The 21,499-nt window shown below is 70.9% G+C and carries 20 protein-coding genes; 12 read left to right on the forward strand and 8 right to left on the reverse strand.

Annotation, left to right across the window (positions count from 1 at the left end; all coding sequences use genetic code 11):
- The first annotated feature begins 33 nt into the window (after positions 1–33).
- From AB0M51_RS27990 to AB0M51_RS28040, 11 genes are all read left to right on the forward strand, one after another.
- Positions 34–2,562 carry a LuxR C-terminal-related transcriptional regulator gene (locus AB0M51_RS27990; RefSeq protein WP_363751174.1) on the forward strand — a complete coding sequence of 843 codons (2,529 nt, stop codon included), beginning with the start codon at positions 34–36 and terminating at the stop codon, positions 2,560–2,562.
- A gap of 79 nt (positions 2,563–2,641) precedes the next feature.
- Positions 2,642–3,298 (forward strand): hypothetical protein, encoded by a 657-nt coding sequence (locus tag AB0M51_RS27995; RefSeq protein ID WP_363751176.1) that lies wholly within the window; start codon positions 2,642–2,644, stop codon positions 3,296–3,298.
- Complete coding sequence (locus tag AB0M51_RS28000; RefSeq protein WP_363751178.1) at positions 3,295–3,909, forward strand: DUF2306 domain-containing protein; 615 nt, start codon at positions 3,295–3,297, stop codon at positions 3,907–3,909. Before AB0M51_RS27995 ends, AB0M51_RS28000 begins: the two co-directional genes overlap by 4 nt.
- Positions 3,909–4,103 (forward strand): hypothetical protein, encoded by a 195-nt coding sequence (locus AB0M51_RS28005; protein WP_344188565.1) that lies wholly within the window; start codon positions 3,909–3,911, stop codon positions 4,101–4,103. The genes AB0M51_RS28000 and AB0M51_RS28005 overlap by 1 nt, the downstream gene beginning before the upstream one ends.
- A 10-nt stretch (positions 4,104–4,113) precedes the next feature.
- Positions 4,114–4,266: a hypothetical protein gene (locus AB0M51_RS28010; protein ID WP_363751181.1), complete on the forward strand. Its 153-nt coding sequence runs from the start codon at positions 4,114–4,116 to the stop codon at positions 4,264–4,266.
- 5 nt (positions 4,267–4,271) lie between these two features.
- A complete protein-coding gene (locus tag AB0M51_RS28015; RefSeq protein WP_363751183.1) occupies positions 4,272–4,847 on the forward strand; it encodes a Pr6Pr family membrane protein in 576 nt (191 codons plus the stop codon).
- Positions 4,844–5,380 (forward strand): GrpB family protein, encoded by a 537-nt coding sequence (locus tag AB0M51_RS28020; RefSeq protein ID WP_344188568.1) that lies wholly within the window; start codon positions 4,844–4,846, stop codon positions 5,378–5,380. Before AB0M51_RS28015 ends, AB0M51_RS28020 begins: the two co-directional genes overlap by 4 nt.
- Before the next feature lie 372 nt (positions 5,381–5,752).
- Positions 5,753–6,805, forward strand: coding sequence for a glycosyltransferase family 2 protein (locus AB0M51_RS28025; protein ID WP_344188570.1), 1,053 nt, complete (start codon positions 5,753–5,755; stop codon positions 6,803–6,805).
- Positions 6,789–7,940 (forward strand): hypothetical protein, encoded by a 1,152-nt coding sequence (locus AB0M51_RS28030; protein WP_344188700.1) that lies wholly within the window; start codon positions 6,789–6,791, stop codon positions 7,938–7,940. The genes AB0M51_RS28025 and AB0M51_RS28030 overlap by 17 nt, the downstream gene beginning before the upstream one ends.
- A 10-nt stretch (positions 7,941–7,950) precedes the next feature.
- Positions 7,951–8,901: an aldo/keto reductase gene (locus AB0M51_RS28035; RefSeq protein WP_344188571.1), complete on the forward strand. Its 951-nt coding sequence runs from the start codon at positions 7,951–7,953 to the stop codon at positions 8,899–8,901.
- On the forward strand, positions 8,898–9,242 hold the full coding sequence (locus tag AB0M51_RS28040; protein WP_344188572.1) for a YciI family protein: 345 nt from the start codon (positions 8,898–8,900) through the stop codon (positions 9,240–9,242). Before AB0M51_RS28035 ends, AB0M51_RS28040 begins: the two co-directional genes overlap by 4 nt.
- Here the strand turns inward: AB0M51_RS28040 and AB0M51_RS28045 are convergent.
- From AB0M51_RS28045 to AB0M51_RS28080, 8 genes are all read right to left on the reverse strand, one after another.
- The gene (locus AB0M51_RS28045; RefSeq protein ID WP_344188573.1) at positions 9,239–9,667 is read right to left on the reverse strand and encodes a GNAT family N-acetyltransferase; all 429 of its coding nucleotides are present in this window, start codon (positions 9,665–9,667) and stop codon (positions 9,239–9,241) included. The two genes, AB0M51_RS28040 and AB0M51_RS28045, sit on opposite strands and share 4 nt — an antisense overlap.
- 7 nt (positions 9,668–9,674) lie before the next feature.
- The gene (locus AB0M51_RS28050) at positions 9,675–10,823 is read right to left on the reverse strand and encodes a VWA domain-containing protein (RefSeq protein WP_344188574.1); all 1,149 of its coding nucleotides are present in this window, start codon (positions 10,821–10,823) and stop codon (positions 9,675–9,677) included.
- Positions 10,820–13,000, reverse strand: a complete 2,181-nt coding sequence (locus tag AB0M51_RS28055; RefSeq protein WP_344188575.1) for a DUF5682 family protein — start codon at positions 12,998–13,000, stop codon at positions 10,820–10,822. Before AB0M51_RS28055 ends, AB0M51_RS28050 begins: the two co-directional genes overlap by 4 nt.
- Positions 12,997–14,076 carry an AAA family ATPase gene (locus tag AB0M51_RS28060; RefSeq protein ID WP_344188577.1) on the reverse strand — a complete coding sequence of 360 codons (1,080 nt, stop codon included), beginning with the start codon at positions 14,074–14,076 and terminating at the stop codon, positions 12,997–12,999. Before AB0M51_RS28060 ends, AB0M51_RS28055 begins: the two co-directional genes overlap by 4 nt.
- Positions 14,073–15,485: a DUF5691 domain-containing protein gene (locus AB0M51_RS28065; protein ID WP_344188579.1), complete on the reverse strand. Its 1,413-nt coding sequence runs from the start codon at positions 15,483–15,485 to the stop codon at positions 14,073–14,075. The genes AB0M51_RS28060 and AB0M51_RS28065 overlap by 4 nt, the downstream gene beginning before the upstream one ends.
- Positions 15,482–16,792, reverse strand: coding sequence for an SWIM zinc finger family protein (locus AB0M51_RS28070; protein ID WP_344188580.1), 1,311 nt, complete (start codon positions 16,790–16,792; stop codon positions 15,482–15,484). The genes AB0M51_RS28065 and AB0M51_RS28070 overlap by 4 nt, the downstream gene beginning before the upstream one ends.
- Before the next feature lie 203 nt (positions 16,793–16,995).
- Entirely contained in the window at positions 16,996–19,482 is a 2,487-nt protein-coding gene (locus AB0M51_RS28075; RefSeq protein WP_344188581.1) for an MFS transporter, read from the reverse strand.
- A 176-nt stretch (positions 19,483–19,658) separates the two neighbouring features.
- Positions 19,659–20,501, reverse strand: a complete 843-nt coding sequence (locus AB0M51_RS28080; protein WP_344188582.1) for a LysR family transcriptional regulator — start codon at positions 20,499–20,501, stop codon at positions 19,659–19,661.
- A 77-nt stretch (positions 20,502–20,578) separates the two neighbouring features.
- On the opposite strand from AB0M51_RS28080, the gene AB0M51_RS28085 reads away from it, so the two are divergent.
- Entirely contained in the window at positions 20,579–21,478 is a 900-nt protein-coding gene (locus AB0M51_RS28085; RefSeq protein ID WP_344188583.1) for a TIGR03564 family F420-dependent LLM class oxidoreductase, read from the forward strand.
- Positions 21,479–21,499 lie beyond the last annotated feature (21 nt).

A 21,499-nucleotide genomic window follows, 5' to 3' on the forward strand; every position in this document is an offset into this window, starting at 1 on the left:
GGCGTTACAGGTTTCCGGCCTTATGATCGCACCGTGTCGACGGGGGTGATCGCCACGAAGCTGTTCCCACCGGCTCGGCGGTCCGGGCTGGTGGCGCGGCCGTGGCTGGCGGAGCGACTGGACAGCACGCTGGATCGCGGGCATCGGCTCACGCTGGTCTCGGCTCCGGCCGGTTTCGGGAAGACGACCCTGGTCGGCGACTGGGTCGGGCGGCAGGAACGGGCGGGGTGGCTGTCGCTGGACGCCGGCGACAACGCGCTGCCGCGGTTCCTGACGCACCTTTGGGCCGCCTTGCCCGGTATCCGAGTCGCTCAGCCGCAGGGCGACGTACCTGTTACGGCTGCGCTGACGGCCCTGGTCAACGACTACGCGGAGCAGCCGGACTGCAACGCGGTGCTCGTGCTGGACGACTACCACGTGATCGAGTCGCTCGACGTCCACGAGGCCGTGGCGTTCCTGCTCGACAATCTGCCGGACCAGCTGCATCTGGTCGTTTCGACTCGTGCGGACCCGCCGTTTCCGCTGCCTCGGTTGCGTAGTCGGGGGCAGTTGACAGAGCTCCGCGTGGACGATCTGCGGTTCGCCGCGGCCGAGGCGGGGGCGTTTCTCAACGACGTGATGGGGTTGCGGCTGGCTCCTGAGGACGTTGAGGCGTTGGAGAACCGGACCGAGGGGTGGGCAGCAGGACTTCAGCTGGCGGGGCTGACGCTGCGTGGTGTGTCCGACGCGGCGGGCTTCATCGAGGCGTTCACCGGCAGCCATCGATTTGTCATCGACTATCTGGCCGACGAGGTGCTGACCCGGCAGCGCGCGGAGGTGCGGGAGTTCTTGTTACGTACGTCCGTGCTCGATCGGCTGACAGGCTCCCTCTGTGATGCTGTGACCGGCCAGACGGCGGGCGGGCGGGTGCTGGAGGAACTGGATCGCGCCAACGTGTTCCTGGTCGCGCTGGACGCCGGCCGGAGTTGGTACCGCTACCACCACCTGTTCCGCGACGTACTGCGGGCACGCCTGCAGGCTGAGCGTCCTGAGGAGCTGCCGCGCCTGCACCGGGCGGCGAGCGAGTGGTACACCGGGAACGGTTCGACAGCCGAGGCGGTACGGCATGCGTTGGCCGCCGGCGATCACGAACGGGCCGGGCGCCTGGTCGAGGAAGCGGTGCCCGAGGTACGGCGTACGCGACAGGACGCGCTGCTGCTCGAGTGGATCGGGGCGCTGCCGGATTCCGTCGTACGGCGGAATCCGGTGTTGAGCGTCGTTGCCGCGTGGGCGGCGATGACGGCCGGGGAGCTCGACGGGATGGAGCGGCGGCTCGACGACGCTGACGCCGCGTTGGCCGCCGGAGATCCCGAGCTGTGGGCGGACACGGAGGACCTCCGGACGGCGCCGGCGATGGTGCTGATCTACCGGGCAGCGCTGGCGCAGGCGCGGGGTGAGGTCGAGGCCACCGTGCGGTTCGCAGAGCGGGCGCTGGAGCTGGCGGGTCCTGAGGACCACTTCGTCCGTGGTGCCGGTGGCGGGTTCGTCGCGCTGGCCGCGTGGGCGAACGGTGACGTCGCGGACGCGTTAGCGACGTTCGCGTCGGCCGTGCGCGAGTTGCACGCGGCCGGCAACCGGGTCGACGAGCAGGACGCTGCGATCGTGCTGGGCGACCTCTGGATGGCAGCGGGACGGCCGTCGCGGGCCAGGAAAACGTATTCGGAAACGCTGGAAAACGCTGTTCGGAACGGTCCGCCGTATCCACGCGTGACGGCCGACCTGCACGTCGGTCTGGCCGAGCTTGACCGCGAACTGGACGACCTGGACAGCGCGGAGGCCCACCTCGAGCTCGCGAAAACGCTGTCGGAACACGGATCGATCACCGAGAACCGGCATCGCTGGTACGTCGTGATGGCCCAAGTCCGGGCGGCCCAGGGCGATTTCGCGGACGCCGTACGGCTGCTCGACGAGGCAGAACGCCGGTACCGCCCCGGCTCGTACCCCGACGTACGGCCGATCGCCGCGCTACGGGCCCGCATCCACATCGCGGCCGGTGACCTGACCGCGGCCGAGGCGTGGGCGCACGACATTCCGAACACGGTTTCCTACTTGAACGAGTACGGCCGGCTTACCGTTGCGCGGCTGATGATCCGCCGCGGCGAGGACGTCCGTGGGCTGCTCGACGAATTGCAGGCGGACGCGGCCGGACGGCGCGCGGGCAGCCTGCTGGAGATCGGCGTACTGCGAGCGCTCGCGCTGCAGGTCGGCGGGGACCGGGCGGGAGCCCTGGAAATCCTGCGTCAAACGTTTTCGGAAACACCGGAACCTCAGCAGTACAAGCGGCTACTGCTCGACGAGGGACTCGCCGTCCCACAGCCGGTCGCGATGGTCGACCCGCTGACCGATCGCGAGCTCGACGTACTGCGCCTCCTCGACACCGAGCTCACCGGGCCGGAGATCGCCCGCCACCTCTACGTGTCGCTCAACACCCTGCGCACCCACACCAAGCGCATCTTCACCAAACTCGGCGCGACCACCCGCTCCGGCGCAGTCCGCCGGGCCCGGGAACGCGGTCTGCTGTAGATATCACCAGATGTGGTGACGCCGGCTCACCACCTCGCGACCTACGTTCCGAACACCTGACAAACAAGGGAGTTCGGACATGAACATCACGACCACCGACCTGACCCGCGCGGCGGGCACCGCCGCGGCCGCCGCCGGAGCGATCTTCATCGGCGTCCAGATCGGCCACCCGCACGTGGACGTGCACTCGATCGTCACCACCGAACTGTTCGTGCGGACCACGATGAAGCTGGTGATGGCGTCGCTCGCACTGGCCGGGATCGCCGGTCTGTACCTGAGCCAGATCCGCCGCAACGGTCTCCTCGGCCTGGTCGGGTACCTCGTCCTCAGCCTCGGCTACCTGTCGATCCTCGCGACGACCTTCGTCTCGGGGTACGTGCTGCCGTCGATCGCCGGCGCGAACCCGGCGTACGTGAGCGACGTCCTCGCCGCCTCCACCGGCGGCCACCCGGTCGGCGACATCGGGCCACTGCGAGTGGTGCTGCAACTGCAGGGAATCGCCTACCTGGTGGGCGGCTTGCTGCTCGGGATCGCCCTGTTCCGCGCACGGGTCGTGGCGCGGTGGGCCGCCGTACTGCTCGCGGTCGGCGGCCTGGTGTCGGCGGCGCTGTCCGTGATGCCCGATGCGTTCTACCGCCTGCTGGCCTACCCCAACGGTCTTGCGATGATCGGTCTCGGCATCTCGCTCTGGCAGACGACGACCGTCGCCCGGCAACCTGTCGCGGTCGCGCCGTGAGGACCGCGCGTTCGGATCTCTGGGTCCCGTTCACGCTGGTACTGCTGACGATCGTCCCGCTGGCCTCCGGGACGCTCCGGCTGATCGAGGTCGCCGGCGGACCGGCCCTGATGCCGGACAACCCGCGCATCGACGCCTCACCGGCGCCGGTCGTCGTGCATGTCGTCGGCGCCGCGGCGTACGCGGTCGTCGGAGCGTTCCAGTTCTCCTCCCGGATACGGCGTACCCATCGCGACTGGCATCGGCGGGCGGGGCGCGTGCTCGTCGCCGCCGGTCTGCTCGTGGCCGGCTCGGGGCTGTGGATGACCCTGTTCTACTCCGGCGCTCCGGGCGGGCCGGTGCTGTGGGGGGTCCGCCTCGTCGTCGCGAGCGCGATGGGCAGCTGCCTGGTCCTCGGCATCCGCGCGATCCGCCAAGGCGCGATCCGAGTACACCGAGCTTGGATGATCCGCGCGTACGCGCTCGGTCTCGGTGCCGGGACGCAGGTGCTGACGCAGGGTGTGGGGCAGGGTCTGTTCGGGACCGGCGAGCTCAGTACGGCGCTCTCGATCAGCGCGGGTTGGGCGGTCAACGCCGCGATCGCCGAGTACGTCGTCCGGCGGCGGGCCTGATGTACGAGCTGCGCGTCGCCGGCCGGATCGACCCGCGCTGGTCCGGCTGGTTCGCCGACTTCACCGTCATTGCCGAGCCCGACGGCACCACCACGCTCCGCGGCGCGGTCACCGACCAGTCCGCGCTGCACGGCGTACTCGCCCGGATCCGCGACCTCGGGCTCACCCTCATTTCCGTCGTACCTGTCGACTAGGAGTCCTCCGATGATTCTGTACGAGGGAGTGACACTGTGCCTGCTGACGGCGATGTCGTTGCCGGCGTTCGTCGTCGTCATCATCGCGGCAATCCCAGGGAAGGCGGTATGGCGCGAGTACGGCGCGCCTCGCCGGGTGGAAGCTCGTCGCTTCGGACAATGACGAGGGTGTCGAGGCTCTCACGGTGGGTGCAGGCCGGGATCGCCGCGGTGATCCTCGTGTCGCTGGTGATCCAGCTGGTGCTGATCCTCACCGGCGGCGAGGACGCGAACTCCGGTGACAGCGGCACCGCGGTCGGGCTCGGGACGCGGCTGTGGCGGTTGTTCAGCTTCTTCACGATCCAGAGCAACCTGATCGTGCTCGCGGCAGCGGTGGCGCTGGTACTGCGGCCGCTGCGGGACGGCGCGTTGTGGCCGGTGGTACGACTGGACTCGCTGCTCGGGATCGTGATCACCGGGCTGGTGTTCGCGATCGTCCTCGCACCGCAGGTCCACCTCACCGGGTGGGCGCTGGCGGCAACGATCGGTTTCCACTACATCTCGCCGTGGACGACGCTTGCGGCGTGGCTCGTGTACATCTTCACGCAGGGCGCGTTCACGCACTGGTATCCGTATCAGTTCCTCGACGTGAACGACGTCGGACTGGCGACCGCACTCCGCAACGCGGCGTTCGTGTTGGTCCTGGGCCTGCTGCTGGCGGCCGGGCTGAAGGCGCTCGACACCAAGCTCCCCGCTCGCTCATGATCGTGATCGAGCCGTACGACGAGGCGTGGGTCCGGCGGTTCGCCGAGGTCGGGCGGGAGTTGCGGTCCGCCCTCGGCGGGGTGGCGCTCCGGATCGACCACATCGGCTCCACTGCGGTGCCGGGTCTCGCTGCGAAGCCGATCGTCGACATCCAGATCTCGGTCGCCGCGCTGGAGCCGGTGGACCTGTTCCGGGTGCCGCTCGAAGGCCTTGGATACGTATACCGCGCCGACAACCCCGAACGCACCAAACGCTACTTCCGCGAACCGCCCGGCACCCCGCGCACGCACATCCACGTCCGCAAACTCGGCTCGTTCTCCCAGCAATTCCCCCTGCTCCTCCGCGACTACCTCCGCACCCATCCCGCCGAACTCCCGCCGTACGAACACCTGAAACGCCGCCTCGCCACCGCCCACCCCGACGACCGCACGGCCTACACGGAGGGCAAGCTCCCCTGGTTCTGGCAAACAATCCGCCAAGCCGACACCTGGTCCCAACAAACAGGCTGGGAACCCGACCCGTCGGACGCCTGAGCGGCGCGGAACCCGAACCCCTCGCAGGCGCAGAACCCACAGCCACCCGACCAACCGCGACGCCACACACCCTCGGCTCCAACGCCCCGCGAGCCCCCTCCCAGCTGCAACCTCCCCGCCACCGCCGAAGGTGCGAAACAACAGCCGCCGCGAAGCGGTGTCATTTCCGGGCGCACCACCCACCACAGCACCCCACGACCACCACCTCCGCCCACGACCACCTCCCCGGCCCCGCCGAAGGCGCGAAACAACAGCCGCCGCGAAGCGGTGTCATTTCCGGGGTGTCCTTTGGGGTGGGGAAACGCACATGCGGCTCGTAGATACGGTTGGTGACTGGGTGGATGCTGGTGGGGACCGATAGTCTCGGGCGCCATGAGCACCTGCGTCGCCATTGCGGTGATTACCTTCAGGCGACCTGCTCTGTTGCGGGGGTTGTTGACGAGTTTGCAGGCGCAGGAGTTGCCGGCGGACACGGACTACTCGATCCGGATCGTGGTGGTGGACAACGACGCGGATGGGTCGGCGGCGCGGGTGCTGGAGGAGTTCGGGGAGGGTACGCCGTACCCGATCGAGTCGGTGGTGGAAGCGGAGCCGGGGATCCCCTTCGCCCGGGAGCGGTCCGTCGAGCTGTGCTGGAACGACGACGCACTGATCTTCGTGGACGACGACGAGGTCGCCCCGCCCGGCTGGCTGGCGACGCTGCTGAAGGCCTGGGAGACCACCGGCGCCGACGTCGTCACCGGACCCGTGAAGGGCACCCTCCCGGCCGGAGCGCCGCCCTGGAACCACTACAGCGACGTGCACGACTCGACCGGCCGGCACGCGACCGGCGAGGAACTCAAGAAGGCGTACACGAACAACACGCTGGTGAGCCGCCGGGTGTACCACGCGGTCACGCCCGGGTTCCACCCCGCGTTCCGGTACACCGGCTCCAGCGACCTGCATTTCTTCCTCCGCGTGCACCGCGCCGGGTTCCGGATCGTGTGGTGCGAGGAGGCGTGTATCTCCGAGGACGTCCCGGTCGGCCGGACGACGCTGCGCTGGCTGGTACGGCGGGCGTTCCGCTCCGGCAGCGGCGACACCATCAGCCGGCTGCTGATCCGCCCGGGCGCGATCAGCTACGTACTGGTGCTGGCCTATGCTTCGGCCCGGGTGGTCTCGGCGTTCGGGCTCGCCCTCGCCGGGCTGTTGCTCGGCCGGAAGACGCACCTGCTGAAGGCAGTCCGCCGGTTCTTCTCGGGCGTCGGTAGTCTCGCCGGGATAGTAGGGATCAACCATGACGAGTACCGGGAACGGCACGGTTCGGCCGACGGTGGCGGAGCTGTGCCGGGCGATCTCGACGGTCGAGCAGGACCTGGACCTGCTGAGGTGGCAGATCAGGGGGATGCATCCCTGGCCGATCATCCGGATGCGCGTCTTCCATGAGCTGACCCGTCGCTCCGGCATCCACGGCGCTCCCCATCCGGTACGGCGTACGCCGTACGACAAGGCTGCCCTGGTCGCGCGGCACGTGGCCGGCGTGGTGACCCGCAACCCGTTCCCCGGACGGTACGACGCGCTGGTGGTCCCGCACCCGCGGAAACCGAACGGTGTCGAGATCTACACCGACGAGCTCCGGGCGCTGCTCGGCGACCGCGCGCTGGTCCTGGACTCCGGGATCAACGGCGTACCGCTGCCCGGCAGCAAGAACCTCGACTTCTTCACGTCGGCGGCCGGCGCGGTCCACCGCGGTGCGGTCGACGACCGGGGCGCCGCCGAGGCGCTGGAGAAACTCACCGGTGTCCGGGTCCCGATCGGGGCGCTGCTCGCCCGCGAAGTACCGAAACACCGAAGATTGCGGGCGCTCTATCGTGCGCTCCTCAAGAAGCACCGGATCGAGACCGTGTATGTCGTGGTCGCGTACTTCCACCAGCACATCGTTGGTGCGGCCCGCGACCTAGGGATCCGGGTGGTCGAGCTCCAGCACGGCGCGATCAGCCCGTTCCACCTCGGGTACAGCTACCCGGGCCGTCCGGACGTGGCCGATCAGCCGGACGAGCTCTGGTGCTTCGGGTCGTACTGGACCGACGTCGCGGACCTGCCCGCGGGGATGCGCACCAAGGTCACCGGCGCCCCGTTCCTCCCGGCACCCGCTCCGAAGACCAACCGCGTGGTCGTCCTGTCCCAGGGCACGATCGGCGCCGAGCTCGTCCGCACCGCCGGGGCGATCGCCGCGCAGCACCCCGAACTGGAGGTGCTGTACCGGTTGCACCCGAGCGAACGCCCGGCCGACTACACGATCCCGTCCGGCGTGCTGCTGTCCACGGGTGGCAGCACGCTTGACCTGCTCGCGGCCGCGACGTACCAGGTCGGCGTCTCGACCACGGCGCTCTTCGAGGGCATGGCACTCGGCTGCCGTACCGCGGTCGCGGACCTGCCCGGCCACGAGTACCTGGAGCCCGCGATCGCCAAGGGTCACGCGCTGCTGCTGCAGGATCCGGCACAGCTCACCGAGGCACCGCTGTGCGACGACCCGGGCAGCTACTACGCCCCGAGCTCCATTGTCGGTGGCGCCGTCTAACGTCCGGCGTATGCGGACGGTGGAGTTGGGGCGGACGGGGTTGCGGGTCAGTGAGCTGGGCCTGGGGCTCGCCTCCGTCGGGGGGATGTTCGCGGCGGTTCCGCAGCAGCAGGCGGTGGCGACGATCGACCGGGCGTGGGAGTTGGGCGTGCGGCTGTTCGACACTGCGCCGGTGTACGGGTACGGGCTGTCCGAGCAGCGCGCCGGGCTGGCGCTCCGCGGGCGGCCGCGGGACGAGTTCGTGCTGTGTACGAAGGTCGGCCGGCTGATCGAGCCCGGCGGCCCGGAGCTGCAGCCGATCTGGGCGGAGCCGCCCGCGGGGGTCGGGCCGCGGCTGGACTACTCGTACGCCGGCACGATCCGCTCGTTCGAGGCGAGTCTGGAGCGGATGGGGATCGACCGGATCGACGTCCTGCACGTCCACGACCCCGAACTGGACTTCCCGCGGGCGTCGACCGAGGCGTTCCGGGCGCTGACCGAGCTGCGTGGGCGCGGCACGATCCGGGCGATCTCGCTCGGGGTCAACCATGCCGACGTCGCGGCGCGGTTCGTCCGCGAGACCGACGGCGGCCCGGACCTGGTGATGCTGGCCGGGCGGTACACGCTGCTCGACCGGTCCGGGGCGGACGAGCTGCTGCCGTTGTGCCGGAAGTACGGCGTGGCGGTGCTGGCGGCCGGGGTGTTCCAGGGCGGGGTGCTCGCGGACACCGCGGACGGCATCCCGCACGGGTACGCGCGGGTCCCGCGAGACGTGCTGCGGCGGATCGAGGTACTGCGGGAGGTCTGCCGGGCGTACGACGTACCGCTGCTGGCGGCGGCGCTGCAGTTCCCGCTGCGGCATCCCGCCGTACCGGCCGTGGTGGTCGGGGCGCGCAGCCCGCGGGAGATCGCGGAGGCGGTGGCGTGGCACTCGCTCACGGTCCCGGAAGCGTTCTGGACCGCACTAAGGTCTGCTTTATGAGGTACATGCTGCTGCACAAGACCAACGACAGCCTGGAAGCCGGGAACCCGCCGGATCCGGAGATCCTCGAGCGCGCCGACGCGGTGCTGGAGGAGATGCGCCAGGCCGGCGTGCTGGTGCTCGGCGAGGGGCTGATGCCGAGCTCCCGCGGCGCCCGCGTGACCTTCCCGGCGCCGGGTCAGCCGCGCGTGATCGACGGCCCGTTCGCGGAGACCAAAGAGCTCGTCGCCGGCGTCTCGATCATCCGCGTCGACTCCAAGGAGGAGGCCGTCCGGTGGGCCCTCCGGTTCGCCGAGGCCGACCCGCACACCCCCATCGACATCCTCGAGATCGCCGGCTAACGCGTCAGGTGCAGGATCGGGTACGGCTTGCCGGTGGAGTCGTGGGTACTGCGGGACACGAAGCGGAAACCGTGGTGCTCGTAGAACCCGACGGCCTGCGGGTTCTGCTCGTTGACGTCGACCGACGTGGCGGCGAAGTGCGTGAAGGCGTGCTCCAGCAGCAGGCTCCCGCCGCCGCGGCCGCGGTACGACGGGTCGAGGAACAGCATCTCGACGTTCCCGTCCTCGACCCCGATGAACCCGATCAGCCGCCCGTCCTCCCGCAGCCCCGCCAGCTGCGCGATCTCGCCGAACGACGCCCGCACCAACGGCCGGAACACGTCCAGGTCCGCCTCGGTGACGAAGTCGTGCGTCGCCCGCACCGACGCCTCCCACAGCTCGGCCGCCCGGTCGTACTCGTCCGGCCGGATCTCGTCGATCACCATGATGTCCTCACACAATGTTGGTCGCTGCCCAGGTAGTGATGTCCTCGTGCCGGATCGCCGCCGCCATCAGGTCCGGGAACTGGTCCGGAGTGCAGGCGAACGCCGGTACGCCGAGGTCGGCCAGCGCGGCCGCGTTCTCCGCGTCGTACGACGGGGTCCCGGAGTCCGCGAGTGCCAGCAGTGCGATCACCTGTACGCCGGACTCGACCAGCGAGCGCGCCCGCCGGAGCAGCTCCTCGCGGACGCCGCCCTCGTAGAGGTCCGAGATCAGCACCAGCACCGTCTCGGCGGGCTTGGTGACCAGCTCCTCGCAGTACGCGAGCGCCCGGTTGATGTCCGTCCCGCCGCCCAACTGCGTCCCGAACAGTACGTCGACCGGGTCCTCCAGCTGATCGGTCAGATCCACGACCGCGGTGTCGAACACCACGAGTGAGGTCCGCAGCGTGCGGATCGACCCGAGCACCGCGCCGAACAGCGCCGCGTAGACGACCGACTCGGCCATCGACCCGGACTGGTCGATCGCCAGCACGATGTCCCGCTGCACGCTGTGGTTGCGGCGCGCGTACCCGACCAGCCGGTCCGGCACGATCGTCCCGAGCGCCGGCGAGAAATGCTTGAGGTTCGCCCGGATCGTGCGGTCCCAGTCGATGTCCGAGTGCCGCGGCCGCGACGTACGCCCGGCCCGGTCGAGCGCGCCCGTCACCGCGGCCCGGGTCCGCTCCGCGAGCCGCGCCTCCAGCTCGGCGACCACCCGCCCGACGACCTCGCGTGCGGTCTGTTTGGTCTCCTCCGGCATCACCTCGTTGAGCGCGAGCAGCGTGGACACCAGGTGTACGTCGGGTTCGACGGCGCCGAGCAGCTCCGGCTCCATCAGCATCCGGGTGATCCCGAGCCGCTCGACCGCGTCCCGTTGCATCACCTGGACGACCGTGCTCGGGAAGTACTGCCGGATGTCCCCCAGCCAGCGCGCCACCCGCGGCGCCGACGACCCCAGCCCGGAGGCCCGCTGGGTCCCCGAACTCTCACCGGTGTCGTACAGCGCGGCCAACGCGGCGTCGACGGACTGATCGGCCTTCGACAGCGTCGTACCCGTCTCTTCCTCGGCCTCCGCGCCGAGCACGAGCCGCCACCGGCGGAGGCGTTCCTCCGAACTCACGAGACCCCCAAGAGCTGTGCCACCACGGGCAGCGCGGTCGCGGCCAGCTCGGCGTCCAGCTCGTTGTCATCGGCAACGACCATCGAAGACGGATCGCTCAGCACCCGGGCGCGGGACCCGATCGTCCGCCGCTCCGGCGCCGCGAACGTCCCGAACGTCCGCCGCAACAACGGCAACACCTCCACGAACGCGTCGTCCGGAATCCCGCCGAGCCACGCGTCCACCAGCGCGAGCAACCGCTCGTCGTGCACCAGCAACAACCCGCCGCCGGCCAGGAACCCCTCGACGTACCCGGCCGCGTCCGCCGTCGGCGTACCAGGTGACAGCGACCGTCCGAGGCGCAGCGCGACCTCGCCGTCCGGCAGCCGCGACGTGTCCAGCATCAGCCGCGTCAACCGCCCGCGGATCAACGGCGGCACCGAGAGCCGATCACTCAATCCCTGCAGGGTGTTCAGCCACTCCGCCCGCACGTCCTCGGCCAGCAGCGCCGTAGCGTCCTGCACGCCGTCGATCAGCTCCTGTACGGCGGAAGCGGCATCCGGATCGAGCCCGTGGACCGTCCGCGCCAGGCCCGCACACACTCGCGACACCATCCGCCCCGCGACCGCAGCCAGCCCGGCCGTATCGGTCCCGCGCACGTCGCCGTACCGCGAAGCTCGTGCCAGCGAAGGGAGCGCCGCCATCAGATGGCCCACGTCGGCGTCGGCCGCGGCGCGGGTGTCGATGCCCTGCAGCAGCGGCGGCAGCGCGTCCGCGAGGTCGGCGAGCAGCGACTTCTCCAGCGCGGCGGTGACCTCAGCCAGCGTGGTGGAGTCGGCGGCCTTCAGCATCACGGTCGTCGCGGCGCCGAGCACCGTCGTGCCGTGCGCCCCCGCGGCGACGAGCTCCACCTCCAGCCCCGGGTCCCACGCGAGCCGCCACATCTCGCGGAACGTCCCCTGCGCGCGGCGCTCGTCCGTGGCCGGCACTCCCCAATCGACGCCGAGGATCCGCAACCTGTGCAGGAGTCTGGACTTCTCCAGGTCGTTCGGCTTCCGCAGGTCCAGCTCGATCACACGCTCCGCGGCGTCCCGCTTCATCCGCAACCGCCGTACCTGTGCCGCGAAGTCCGCCGCGACCGGCGCCTGCGGTGTCGCTCCAGGGACCGACCCCAGCAGCTCGCCGACGACCGCCTCCCGCGTGACGAGATCCAGCAGTACGTCGTTTCCGCCGCACAGCAAGGCCCGCGTGGCCTCGGTGACTTCGCTGAGGCCGGCGAGTGGACGTTCGCGCAGGGCAGCAAGGGTGTCGGCGAGCCGGACGGCCTCGATCACGTGCGCGCTGGACACCGGCAGGTCCTCGTCACGCAGTACCTGGGCGACCTTCGAGAGCCATCGTGCGGTGATCTGGTCCGGCGCCGTGAACAGGTGGTGGTACCAGCCGGGCGACGTGATGCCGGCGCCGTACCCGCTGGTCGCGGCCAGCCGGCCGTGCGTCCACGGCACCCAGGTGCAGGCGACCTTGCGTTTCGGCAGGCCCTTCAGGATCCGCTGGTCATGTGTTGCCGGCGGCAACGGAAGCTCCAGCGCCGGGACGTGCCAGGCACCGCAGATCACCGCGATCCGCTCGAACCCCTCCTTCTGTGCCTTCCGCAGCACGGTGCGCATGTACGCCTCCCGCTGCGCCTCCCGGCCTGCCGCCTCTTCGCCGTGCCGCAGTTCGCGCATCGCGTCCGCGATCACCGTGAACGGTTCGGCGCCGTCCCGTCGCGACTCGATCACGTCGTCCCACCAGCGCTCCGGGTCGTCGTACCCACCGGCCGCGGCCAGCGTCGCCAACGGGTCCGTCGCCGCCGCGGACCGCCCGCCCGACGAGGCGAACTGCTGCGCGGCCGGCAGATCGCAGAACCGCACCGGGACCCCGGCCGCCAGCCCGTACCTGATCGCCTGCCACTCCGGGCTGAACACCGCGAACGGCCAGAACGCCGCCCGCGTCGAGTCGTCCCTGTCGTCAACGGGGTAGGCGAGCAACGCGACCGGCGGCTCCATCTCCTCCGACGCCGCCAGCTCGACGAGCTTGTCCGCCTCCGGCGGTCCCTCGATCAGCACGACGTCCGGCCGGAGCTCCGCCAGCGCGACCGCCACTGCCCGCGCCGACCCCGGCCCGTGGTGCCGGATCCCCAACAGATGAACGGTCATCCGGAGATCTCTCGGCAGGCCCGGTAGAAGGGTGCCCAGTCGTCACGTTCGCGGACCACGGTCTCCAGGTACTCCGACCACACCACCCGGTCCGCCGACGGGTCCTTGACCACCGCGCCGAGGATGCCGCCCGCGACGTCGGTCGGCCGCAGTACGCCGTCGCCGAAATGCGCGGCGAGCGCGAGACCTCCCGTGACCACGCTGATCGCCTCCGCGGTGGAGAGCGTGCCGGACGGCGACTTGACCGCGGTCCGGCCGTCCTCGGTGCGCCCGGAGCGAAGCTCGCGGAAGATCGTCACCACCCGGCGGATCTCGTCCAGCGCGTCGTCGGGCTGCGGCAGCTCGAGCGCGGACCCGAGCTGCGCGACCCGGCGGGACACGATCTCCACCTCGTCCTCGGCCGAGTCCGGCAGCGGCAGGACGACGGTGTTGAACCGGCGACGAAGTGCGCTGGACAGTTCGTTGACGCCCTTGTCCCGGTCGTTGGCGGTGGCAATGACGTTGAAACCCTTGCGGGCCATCACCTCGGTGGCCAGCTCGGCGATCGGCAGCGTCTTCTCGGACAGGATCGTGATCAGCGCGTCCTGGACGTCGGACGGCATCCGGGTCAGTTCCTCGATCCGGGCGATCTTCGCCTCGGTCATCGCGCGCTGCACCGGGCTCGGCACCAGCGCGGCCTCGCTGGGGCCTTGGGCGATCAGCTGGGCGTAGTTCCAGCCGTACCGGATCGCTTCCTCGGCGGTGCCCGCCGTACCTTGGACGAGCAGCGTGGAGTCGCCCGAGATCGCGGCCGCCAGGTGCTCGCTGACCCAGGTCTTCGCGGTGCCCGGTACGCCGAGCAGCAGCAGCGCGCGGTCCGTCGCGAGGGTGGCGACCGCGACCTCGACCAGCCGCCGCGGACCGACGTACTTCGGGGAGATCTCGGTGCTGCCGGCCTTGCCGCCGAGGAGGTAGGTGACGACCGCGCCCGGGGAGAGCCGCCAGGCCGGCGGGCGGGGCTTGTCGTCGGCGGCGCGGAGCGCCTGCAGCTCGTCGGCGTACTCGACTTCCGCGTGCGGGCGGAGAACCTCGGTCATGTCAGCTCCTCGTACATCTCACGGCGGAAGGTCAGGGTCTCGACGAGCCGGCGGCGCCAGGTGTCCTCGTCGCCGCTCGGGTCGCGGGTGATCGGATGGTCCAGCACGTCGGGCGGCACCGCCCGCGCCGCAATGCTCGCAAGCCGCGCCCAGGCCCGGTTGGTCCCGACCTTGGCGAGCTGGTCGAGCACCATCCTCCCCAACTCCGGAGGCCACGGCACCGGCAACGCACCCACCAACTCGGCAACATCCACACTGCTCCGCAAGATGTTCACAGCCTGCGCCCACTCGCTCGACGGCAGCAGTCGCAACAACTCGGCAGGATTCCGGCTACCGGTGTTGGCGTTCCCCAGCAACAACTCCCGCGCCCACCGGCTCGCCTCTGGCGTGCTCTCGCGGATGACTGACTCGGTCCAGGCCGACTGGAGTACTTCGGGGGCACATCCTTCGACGGGGGTTTTGAGCCAGGCGAGGTTCATGGACGACAGGGGTGTGTTGGCGACGATCTGGTGGAACCACCAGGCGCGCTTCCCAACCCCCTCTGGGTTGACCGAATCCAGCCCGTCGCGCTCCATCGATGGGGTCAAACTCCGCGGCAGGTCGACGGCGAGTACGCCCTGCGACTCCACCAGGTGCGAATGCAGCCGCTCGGTCATCCGTACGCCGTACCGCGCCCCCGGCAACCGCGCCAACAGCCGCGCCGCGACCCGCCGTACCTCCCGCGAGCGATCGTCCAGCGCCGCCTCCAGGAACTCCTCGTCCCCCAGCGACAACCCGTCCGCGAACAGCCCGAGGAAGTCGGCCCGCGTGGCGGCCGACTCGTTCGGCCACACCTCCGCCAGCTCCTCCCGCGCGGCGCCGGGATCCCGCCGCCGCAGCCCCAGCAACCAGGCCCTGCGCTGGATCGCGTTCCCGTGTGTCCACAGCTGCGGGTCGTTGCTCTCGGCATCAGCTGCGTGCAGGAACCGCCACTCCGGATTGAGTTCCGCAAGCCACCGCGCCCGCCGACCGGCCGCCGTGATCACCAGCGGGCGGTACTCGGCACGATTGCGCGCGTAGTCCGCCAACGCCGGCAGATGCTCAGGCGGCACACCCCACCCGTTCGCGTCCGCCGTACGCAGCCACTCACCCAACGCCGCCGTCTGGAACCCGCCCAGCATCGCCGCCAGCCGCCGTACCGCACCTGTCCGTGGCAACGGCCGATCCTCACCACCGGCCGGCTCCAGCGGCGTCAGCTCCCGCAGCGGCTTGCGCCCGGCCCGCTTGTACACGGTCGCCAGCGCGGCCGCATCCAGCAGCCCGCCGTCACCCAGCCGCTCCCGCACGTGGTCCGGCAACTCGTCGAAGTCCGCCGGCCGCCGATCGGTCCCCAGCAGCATCGAACTGACCAGCCCGTCCCAGCCCTTCACAGCGGCACCGGACGATCGTCGCGCCAGCACGTCATCGGGCGCAGGCCGGCCCGGTTCCACTCGGCGGCGACGGTGATCGGATCGCCCGCCGAGACCGCGAGCAGCTTCAGCGGATCCCAGCCCGGCAGGATCTCCAGCCCGTCACCGGCCTCGTCCACGAGCGCCCACCCGTCGCCGTTGCGGGCGGGACGTACGTCGTGCAGCACCAGCGGCCACCGTTCGTTCCACGGGTCGGCGGCGAGCGATTCGACGTACGACGTCAACGCCTGCCGGACGGTGTGACCGTGGGGGCGTGGCGCCTGCCGGCGTTGGTCCGTCTGCGTGAGGATTGCCCGCATCGGGAGCGCGCCGGGGTAGAACGCCAGCGTGCCCGGGACCGCCTCGCCCGGACGGGCCGGCAGCGGGTCGAGCGGGCGGCCCGCCGCGGCGAACGTGAGGATCAGGCCGATCCGGCCGGTCGTTGCTCCGCGCAACCATACGCGGCGGACGGTGAGCCGGTCGTCGGGTTCGATCACGCGGCCGAGCATCAGCCAGTCGTCCTGGATCTGCTCACCTTCCAGCCGGACCCGGGCCGTCTCGGTCGGCCGGCCGATCCGCGACTGGACGGTGTCCGCGAGCGACGGCGGCAGTTCGCCGAGGCGTGCATGGGCGGCGACGACCAGGTGGATCAGCGAGAGCTCCTCGAGGAGTTCGCCCGGCCAGCCGTGGCCGCGTCCGACGGCGCCGGCTGCCCGGCGTACCGCTCCGGCTACTCCGGGAGCTTGTGCGTCGACCATGCGGGCGGCCAGCCGGTGCAGTTCGCCGTACGCGCGTTGGTCGAAACCGCCGAGGCCCTCCCGCACCTGGTCGTCCAGCCATCCGGCCAGCTCCGCGAGGCCCGCCGACACCCGGTCCGCCCGTCGCGCGGCCCGTTCCTGCGCCGCGAGCGGATCCGCGACCTCGCCAGGCTTCCGTTCCGCCCGCTCGGCGCGCTCGGCTCGCTGGTCCAGCCAGCTCTTCACCCAGTCAGGCTCGTCCCCGGCCGCCAGCTCCCCCTTGGCCAACAGCAACATCAACCCGAGCGCGTGCTTGCACGGAAACTTCCGCGACGGGCAGGAGCACTTGTACGCCGGCCCCACCAACTCGACAGCCGTCTGGTACGGCTGCTTCCCGCTCCCCTGGCACAACCCCCAGACGGCCCGCTCCGTCGCGCCGGTCCCGGACCACTTCTCCCCCCGGGCCAACCCCTGCCCAGCCTTCGCGGACGCAGCATCAGACGCCAACCCCAGCACCTGCTCCACGTCCCACAACCCCACACCACTCCTCACCCGAGCCGTCCCCCAAATCCTCCCACCCACCCCCGACAACCCACCCCGCCCCCACCCGCACCGCGCACCGCCCCCGCGCACCGCGCGGGTCATCCGTTCGCGTTGCTCCTTCTCAGCTCTTGTCACGGCCGGAGAACCGTCCACGCCGGGGGTTCTCCCCTCGCGTGGACGGAGGCTACGGCGACCCCGCCACCGCTTGGCGGTCAGCCGAAGGGCTGGCGGTGGGTGGCGTCCTCCGGGTACCCGTTGCCGGTGGTGTGGCTGGGGGCGTGTGTCTGGTGGGTGCCGGGTGCTGCCGGGGCGGGGTGCTCGTCCGGGTGAGTCTGCGGCGCGGGAGCCGCGGGTGGGGCAGGAGTGTCGGAGAGGTTGTCGCGGATGGTGCCGAGGAGGCGCCGTTCGACGGCCTCGAGCTCGGCGACGCGGCCGCGGATCTCCTGTTCCTCGGCGCGCGCCTCAGCCAGCAGGTTGTCGGCCTCGGCGCGGGCCTTCGTCCGCAGGTTCTCGGCGTCGGCCTGGGCGGTGGTGCGGAACGATTCGGCGTCGGTGCGGGCGGTTTCGCGGAGGTGGTCGGCGGTTCGCTGGCTGGCGCTGAGGACGCTCAGCTCGTAGCGGCGGAGCTCGTCGACCAGTTCCCCGGCGGGACGTTGCGCGTCGAGGATCGCGGCCGCGGGCTGCGGGATGTCCGTGTCCGGCAGCGTGTTCTCGAGCGCCGCGATCTGCTGGTCGACCCGGGTGAACAGGTCCGCGACGTCGGTCCGCATCTGGCGGATCGTGTTCGCCGCCGCCTGCACCCGCTCGCTCGCCTCGCGTTCGCGTTCCCGGGCCGTACGTTCGGCCGACGTGATCACGTCCAGCGCGACCACCGCGGCCCGCTCGGCAGGATCGTCCGGCACGGTCTCCCGCTGCGGCTCCTCCGACGACGCCGACCCTTCCGAAGCCGCCGCACCCATGGCGACCGTACGCCGCAGCGGCACCTCCCGGATGAACAGCACCGCCAGCAGGCTCACCACAGCCGCCCCGGCAGCGATCACGAAGATCCGCCCGGTCGCGTCGCCGTACGCGTGCCGCACGATCTCCTGCACCGGTCCCGGCAGCGAGTTCACGTCGAGCACGCTCCCCGAGCCGCCCTGCGCCGCCGCGGCCGCGCCCGGACCGAGCTCGCGGAGGTGCTCGGTGATCAGGTTCGTCACCCGCGTCGCCAGCACCGCGCCGAGCACGGACACCCCGACCGCGCCGCCGAGGCTGCGGAAGAACGTCACCGTGGCGGAGGCCGCCCCGACCTCGCTGACGTCGACGGTGTTCTGCACCGCGAGCACCAGGTTCTGCATCGTCATCCCCATGCCGATGCCCATCGCGAGCATCCCGATGCCGACGTACCAGTACGGCGACTTGTGGTCGATCGTTCCGAGTACGCCGAGCCCGGCGGTCAGGCAGAACCCGCCGATCACCAGGTACCGCTTCCACTTGCCGAACCGGGTGATCAGCTGGCCGGACCCGACCGACCCGAGGAACGACCCGAACATCATCGGGATGGTCAGCAGACCCGCCTCGGTGGCGCTGTACCCGCGGGCAACCTGGAAGTACTGCCCGAGGAACACCGCGCTGCCGAACATCGCGATCCCCACCGAGAGGCTCGCGAGGATCGCCAGCGCGGTGGTCCGCTCGCGGACCACCCGCACCGGCACCAGCGGCTCGGTCGCATGTGTCTCGACCACCACGGCCAGGATCGCGAGCACCGCCGTACCGCCGAGGTACGCACCGGTCTGCCAGGACCACCAGGGGAAGTGCTCACCCGCGAACGACACCCAGATCAGCGGCAGGCTGGCCGCGCCCGCGATCAGCAGCGCGCCCAGGTAGTCCATCTTGACCTTGCGCTTCACCAGCGGCAGGTGCAGGAACTTCTGCAGCACGATCAGCGACACCACGGCGAGCGGCACGCAGACGTAGAAGCACCAGCGCCAGCCCAGCCACGACGTGTCGACGATGACGCCGCCGACCAGCGGGCCGGAGACGGTCGCGAGCGCCATCACGGCGCCCATGTACCCGGAGTACCGGCCGCGGTTGCGGGGTGGGATCGCCGCGCCGATGATCGCCTGGGCGAGCGCCATCAACCCGCCCATCGCGAGCCCCTGCAGAACCCGGGCGCCGATCAGAAACGGCACGTTCTGGGACGCGCCGGCCAGCATCGAGCCGATCACGAACGCGACGATCGCGAGCTGGACCAGCAGCTTCTTGCTGATCAGGTCGGACAGCTTGCCCCACACCGGCGTGGACACCGTCATCGCGAGCAGGCTGGCGGTGACCACCCAGGTGTACTGCGTCTGGGTCCCTTCGAGGTCCGCGATGATCGTCGGCAGCGCGTTGCTGACGATCGTCGAGCTGAGCACCGCGGTGAACAGCGCCGCGAGCAGCCCGGCGAGGATCTCCAGGATCTCCCGGTGCGTGAGCTCCGTATCACCGGACGACGGGGGCGGCGGCGCGGCGGCCGGCGCGCGCTCAGGCTCGGCGTACCGCGAGCGATAGGTGGGGTGGCCGGCGGGGACGGCCGGCTGGTCTGGCTGGCGGGTCTGGGTGGCAGACATGGTTTCCGTTTCGTACGGCGGGAACGCGACGACCGGAGCAGTGGGGTGCACTGCTCCGAGGCGGAAACGGCCGGCGTTGCCCTCACCCAGCCCGATATTTGGTTGCAACTACCAACTTTAATCCCGCGCTGTCAGCAACTGTTCACCGGGAGGCATCAAACAGTCGTCGGATGAATTATGAGACGGGGCCTCCTCGAAACTGAGATTCCGCCGTACGATCCGGTGCTTGTTGAGAAATCAACACTCCGGTCTCCGGCGGAGCTGTCAGGGCCCGCCGGAGACCTTCACCCGAACGCGCCGGCCAACTCGTCGAGGCAATGGCCGTCGGCCACGACCAACTGCCCTGGGGCACTCATCGCGGGCGCGAACGGTCCCATCCACAACGCGCCCTCGGCCGCCGAGCAGGCCGTGCCGTACACGACGGTCCAGGCCGGGGCTCCGGTGGACATCTCGACGATCGCCGCCTCGAGGTCGTCGGCGGGGCGGCCGATCGTCGGCTCGAACCCGGCCGCCCGGCAGGCCGCCGTCAACTCGTCGCGCAGCCAGGGGTCGTTGGGCAGCCGTAGCGGGAGCCCGGCCAGGTCGATCAGCTTCACGCCGCCGTCGGCTCGGTACGCCGTCGGCACCAGGACCGAGAGCGGATCGCGCCACAGCTCCACGACCGTCAGGTCGGTCGCCGCGACCTCGCCGCGGACGAAGGCGACGTCGAGCCGTCCCGAACGCAGCGCCGCCAGGTACTCGGCGGTGGTCCCGGAACTGATCTGGATGTCCAGGTTCGGTGTGCGCCGGCGGAGGGTGGTGAGACCGCGTTCGAGGCGGTCGCGGAGGCCGGGTGCGGTGCCGATGCGGAGCACCCCGTCCCGGCCGGTAGCCAGGGCCGCGGCGACCTCGGCGGCCTGGTCGGCGGCGGCGAGGACGGCACGGGCCTCCCGGAGCATGCGTTCGCCGTCGCCGGTGAGACGGACGTGGCGGGAGGAGCGGTCGAGGAGTCGCAGACCGAGTTCGCGTTCGAGCCGGGCGACCTGCTGGCTGACCGCGGGCTGGACGATGTTCAGCCGCTCGGCGGCCCGGCCGAAGTGCAGTTCCTCCGCGACCGTGACGAAGTACCGCAGCTGTCGCAGCTCCATCAGCGATCACGACTCCTTATCGCTGTACAGCGTAACTGCGTCTGGGTCGGCGCCCCCGGCGCCCGTTGACTGGACACATGAGGATCGGACTGTGGATCGACGAAGAGGGCCGGACCATCGAGCAGATCGGTAGCACCGCGAAGGCGGCCGAGGAGGCCGGCATCGACCGGATCTGGTTCAGCCAGCGGCTCGGCTGGGACGCGCTGACGCTGATCGCGGGCGTCGCGCCGTACACGAGGACCATCGAGTACGCCGTCGGTGTGGTGCCGGTGTATCCCCGGCATCCGCTCGCGCTCGCGGCGCAGGCGCTCAGCGTGCAGGCGCTGATCGGCAACCGGCTGACGCTCGGCGTCGGCTCGAGCCACCCGCACATGGTCGAGGGAATGCTCGGCCTGTCGATGGACCGCCCCGCGGCCTACGTCCGCGAGTACGTCGAGGCGCTCGGCCCGCTGCTCACCGGAGCGCCTACCGATTACGCGGGTGAGCGGCTGACCGCCCGCGGCCAGGTCACCGTGCCCGGCACCGAGGCGCCGGAGCTGATCCTGGCCGCGCTCGGCCCGCGGATGCTGAGGACCGCCGGTGAACTGACCGCCGGTACGACGACCAGCTGGGCGACCCCGAACGTGATCGAGGACTTCGTCCGCCCCACGATCGACCGGGCCGCGACCGCAGCCGGGCGGCCCGCCCCGCAGGTCGTCGCGGGCGCCTGCGTGGCGGTCACCGACAACCCGGACGCGACCCGCGCCTGGATCCGGGACCACTACGGCGCCGCCGGTTCGATGCCGGCGTACCGCGCTGTGCTCGACCGCGGCGGCAACGCGGGCCCCGAGGACACCGCTGTCGTCGGCGACGAGGCCGCTGTCGCGAAGCAGCTGCAGCAGTACCAGGACGCCGGTACGACGGAGTTCCTGTTCTGCCCGGTCGGCACCGGCGCGGAGATCGAGCGCACGGTCAGGTTCGCCCTCGACTACGTGTAAAACGAGCGGCACGTGCTACGA

The sequence above is a fragment of the Kribbella sp. NPDC051137 genome (genome assembly GCF_040682535.1).
GTDB classification, from domain to species: domain Bacteria; phylum Actinomycetota; class Actinomycetes; order Propionibacteriales; family Kribbellaceae; genus Kribbella; species Kribbella karoonensis.

Bases quoted from the DNA above. Each gene is read 5' to 3' on its own strand.
- AB0M51_RS27995 (WP_363751176.1), top strand. From the start codon at position 2,642: ATGAACATCACGACCACCGACCTGACCCGCGCGGCGGGCACCGCCGCG.
- AB0M51_RS28005 (WP_344188565.1), top strand. From the start codon at position 3,909: ATGTACGAGCTGCGCGTCGCCGGCCGGATCGACCCGCGCTGGTCCGGC.
- AB0M51_RS28010 (WP_363751181.1), top strand. From the start codon at position 4,114: ATGATTCTGTACGAGGGAGTGACACTGTGCCTGCTGACGGCGATGTCG.
- AB0M51_RS28020 (WP_344188568.1), top strand. From the start codon at position 4,844: ATGATCGTGATCGAGCCGTACGACGAGGCGTGGGTCCGGCGGTTCGCC.
- AB0M51_RS28025 (WP_344188570.1), top strand. From the start codon at position 5,753: ATGAGCACCTGCGTCGCCATTGCGGTGATTACCTTCAGGCGACCTGCT.
- AB0M51_RS28030 (WP_344188700.1), top strand. From the start codon at position 6,789: ATGCGCGTCTTCCATGAGCTGACCCGTCGCTCCGGCATCCACGGCGCT.
- AB0M51_RS28035 (WP_344188571.1), top strand. From the start codon at position 7,951: ATGCGGACGGTGGAGTTGGGGCGGACGGGGTTGCGGGTCAGTGAGCTG.
- AB0M51_RS28040 (WP_344188572.1), top strand. From the start codon at position 8,898: ATGAGGTACATGCTGCTGCACAAGACCAACGACAGCCTGGAAGCCGGG.
- AB0M51_RS28045 (WP_344188573.1), bottom strand. From the start codon at position 9,667: ATGGTGATCGACGAGATCCGGCCGGACGAGTACGACCGGGCGGCCGAG.
- AB0M51_RS28055 (WP_344188575.1), bottom strand. From the start codon at position 13,000: ATGACCGTTCATCTGTTGGGGATCCGGCACCACGGGCCGGGGTCGGCG.
- AB0M51_RS28060 (WP_344188577.1), bottom strand. From the start codon at position 14,076: ATGACCGAGGTTCTCCGCCCGCACGCGGAAGTCGAGTACGCCGACGAG.
- AB0M51_RS28080 (WP_344188582.1), bottom strand. From the start codon at position 20,501: ATGGAGCTGCGACAGCTGCGGTACTTCGTCACGGTCGCGGAGGAACTG.
- AB0M51_RS28085 (WP_344188583.1), top strand. From the start codon at position 20,579: ATGAGGATCGGACTGTGGATCGACGAAGAGGGCCGGACCATCGAGCAG.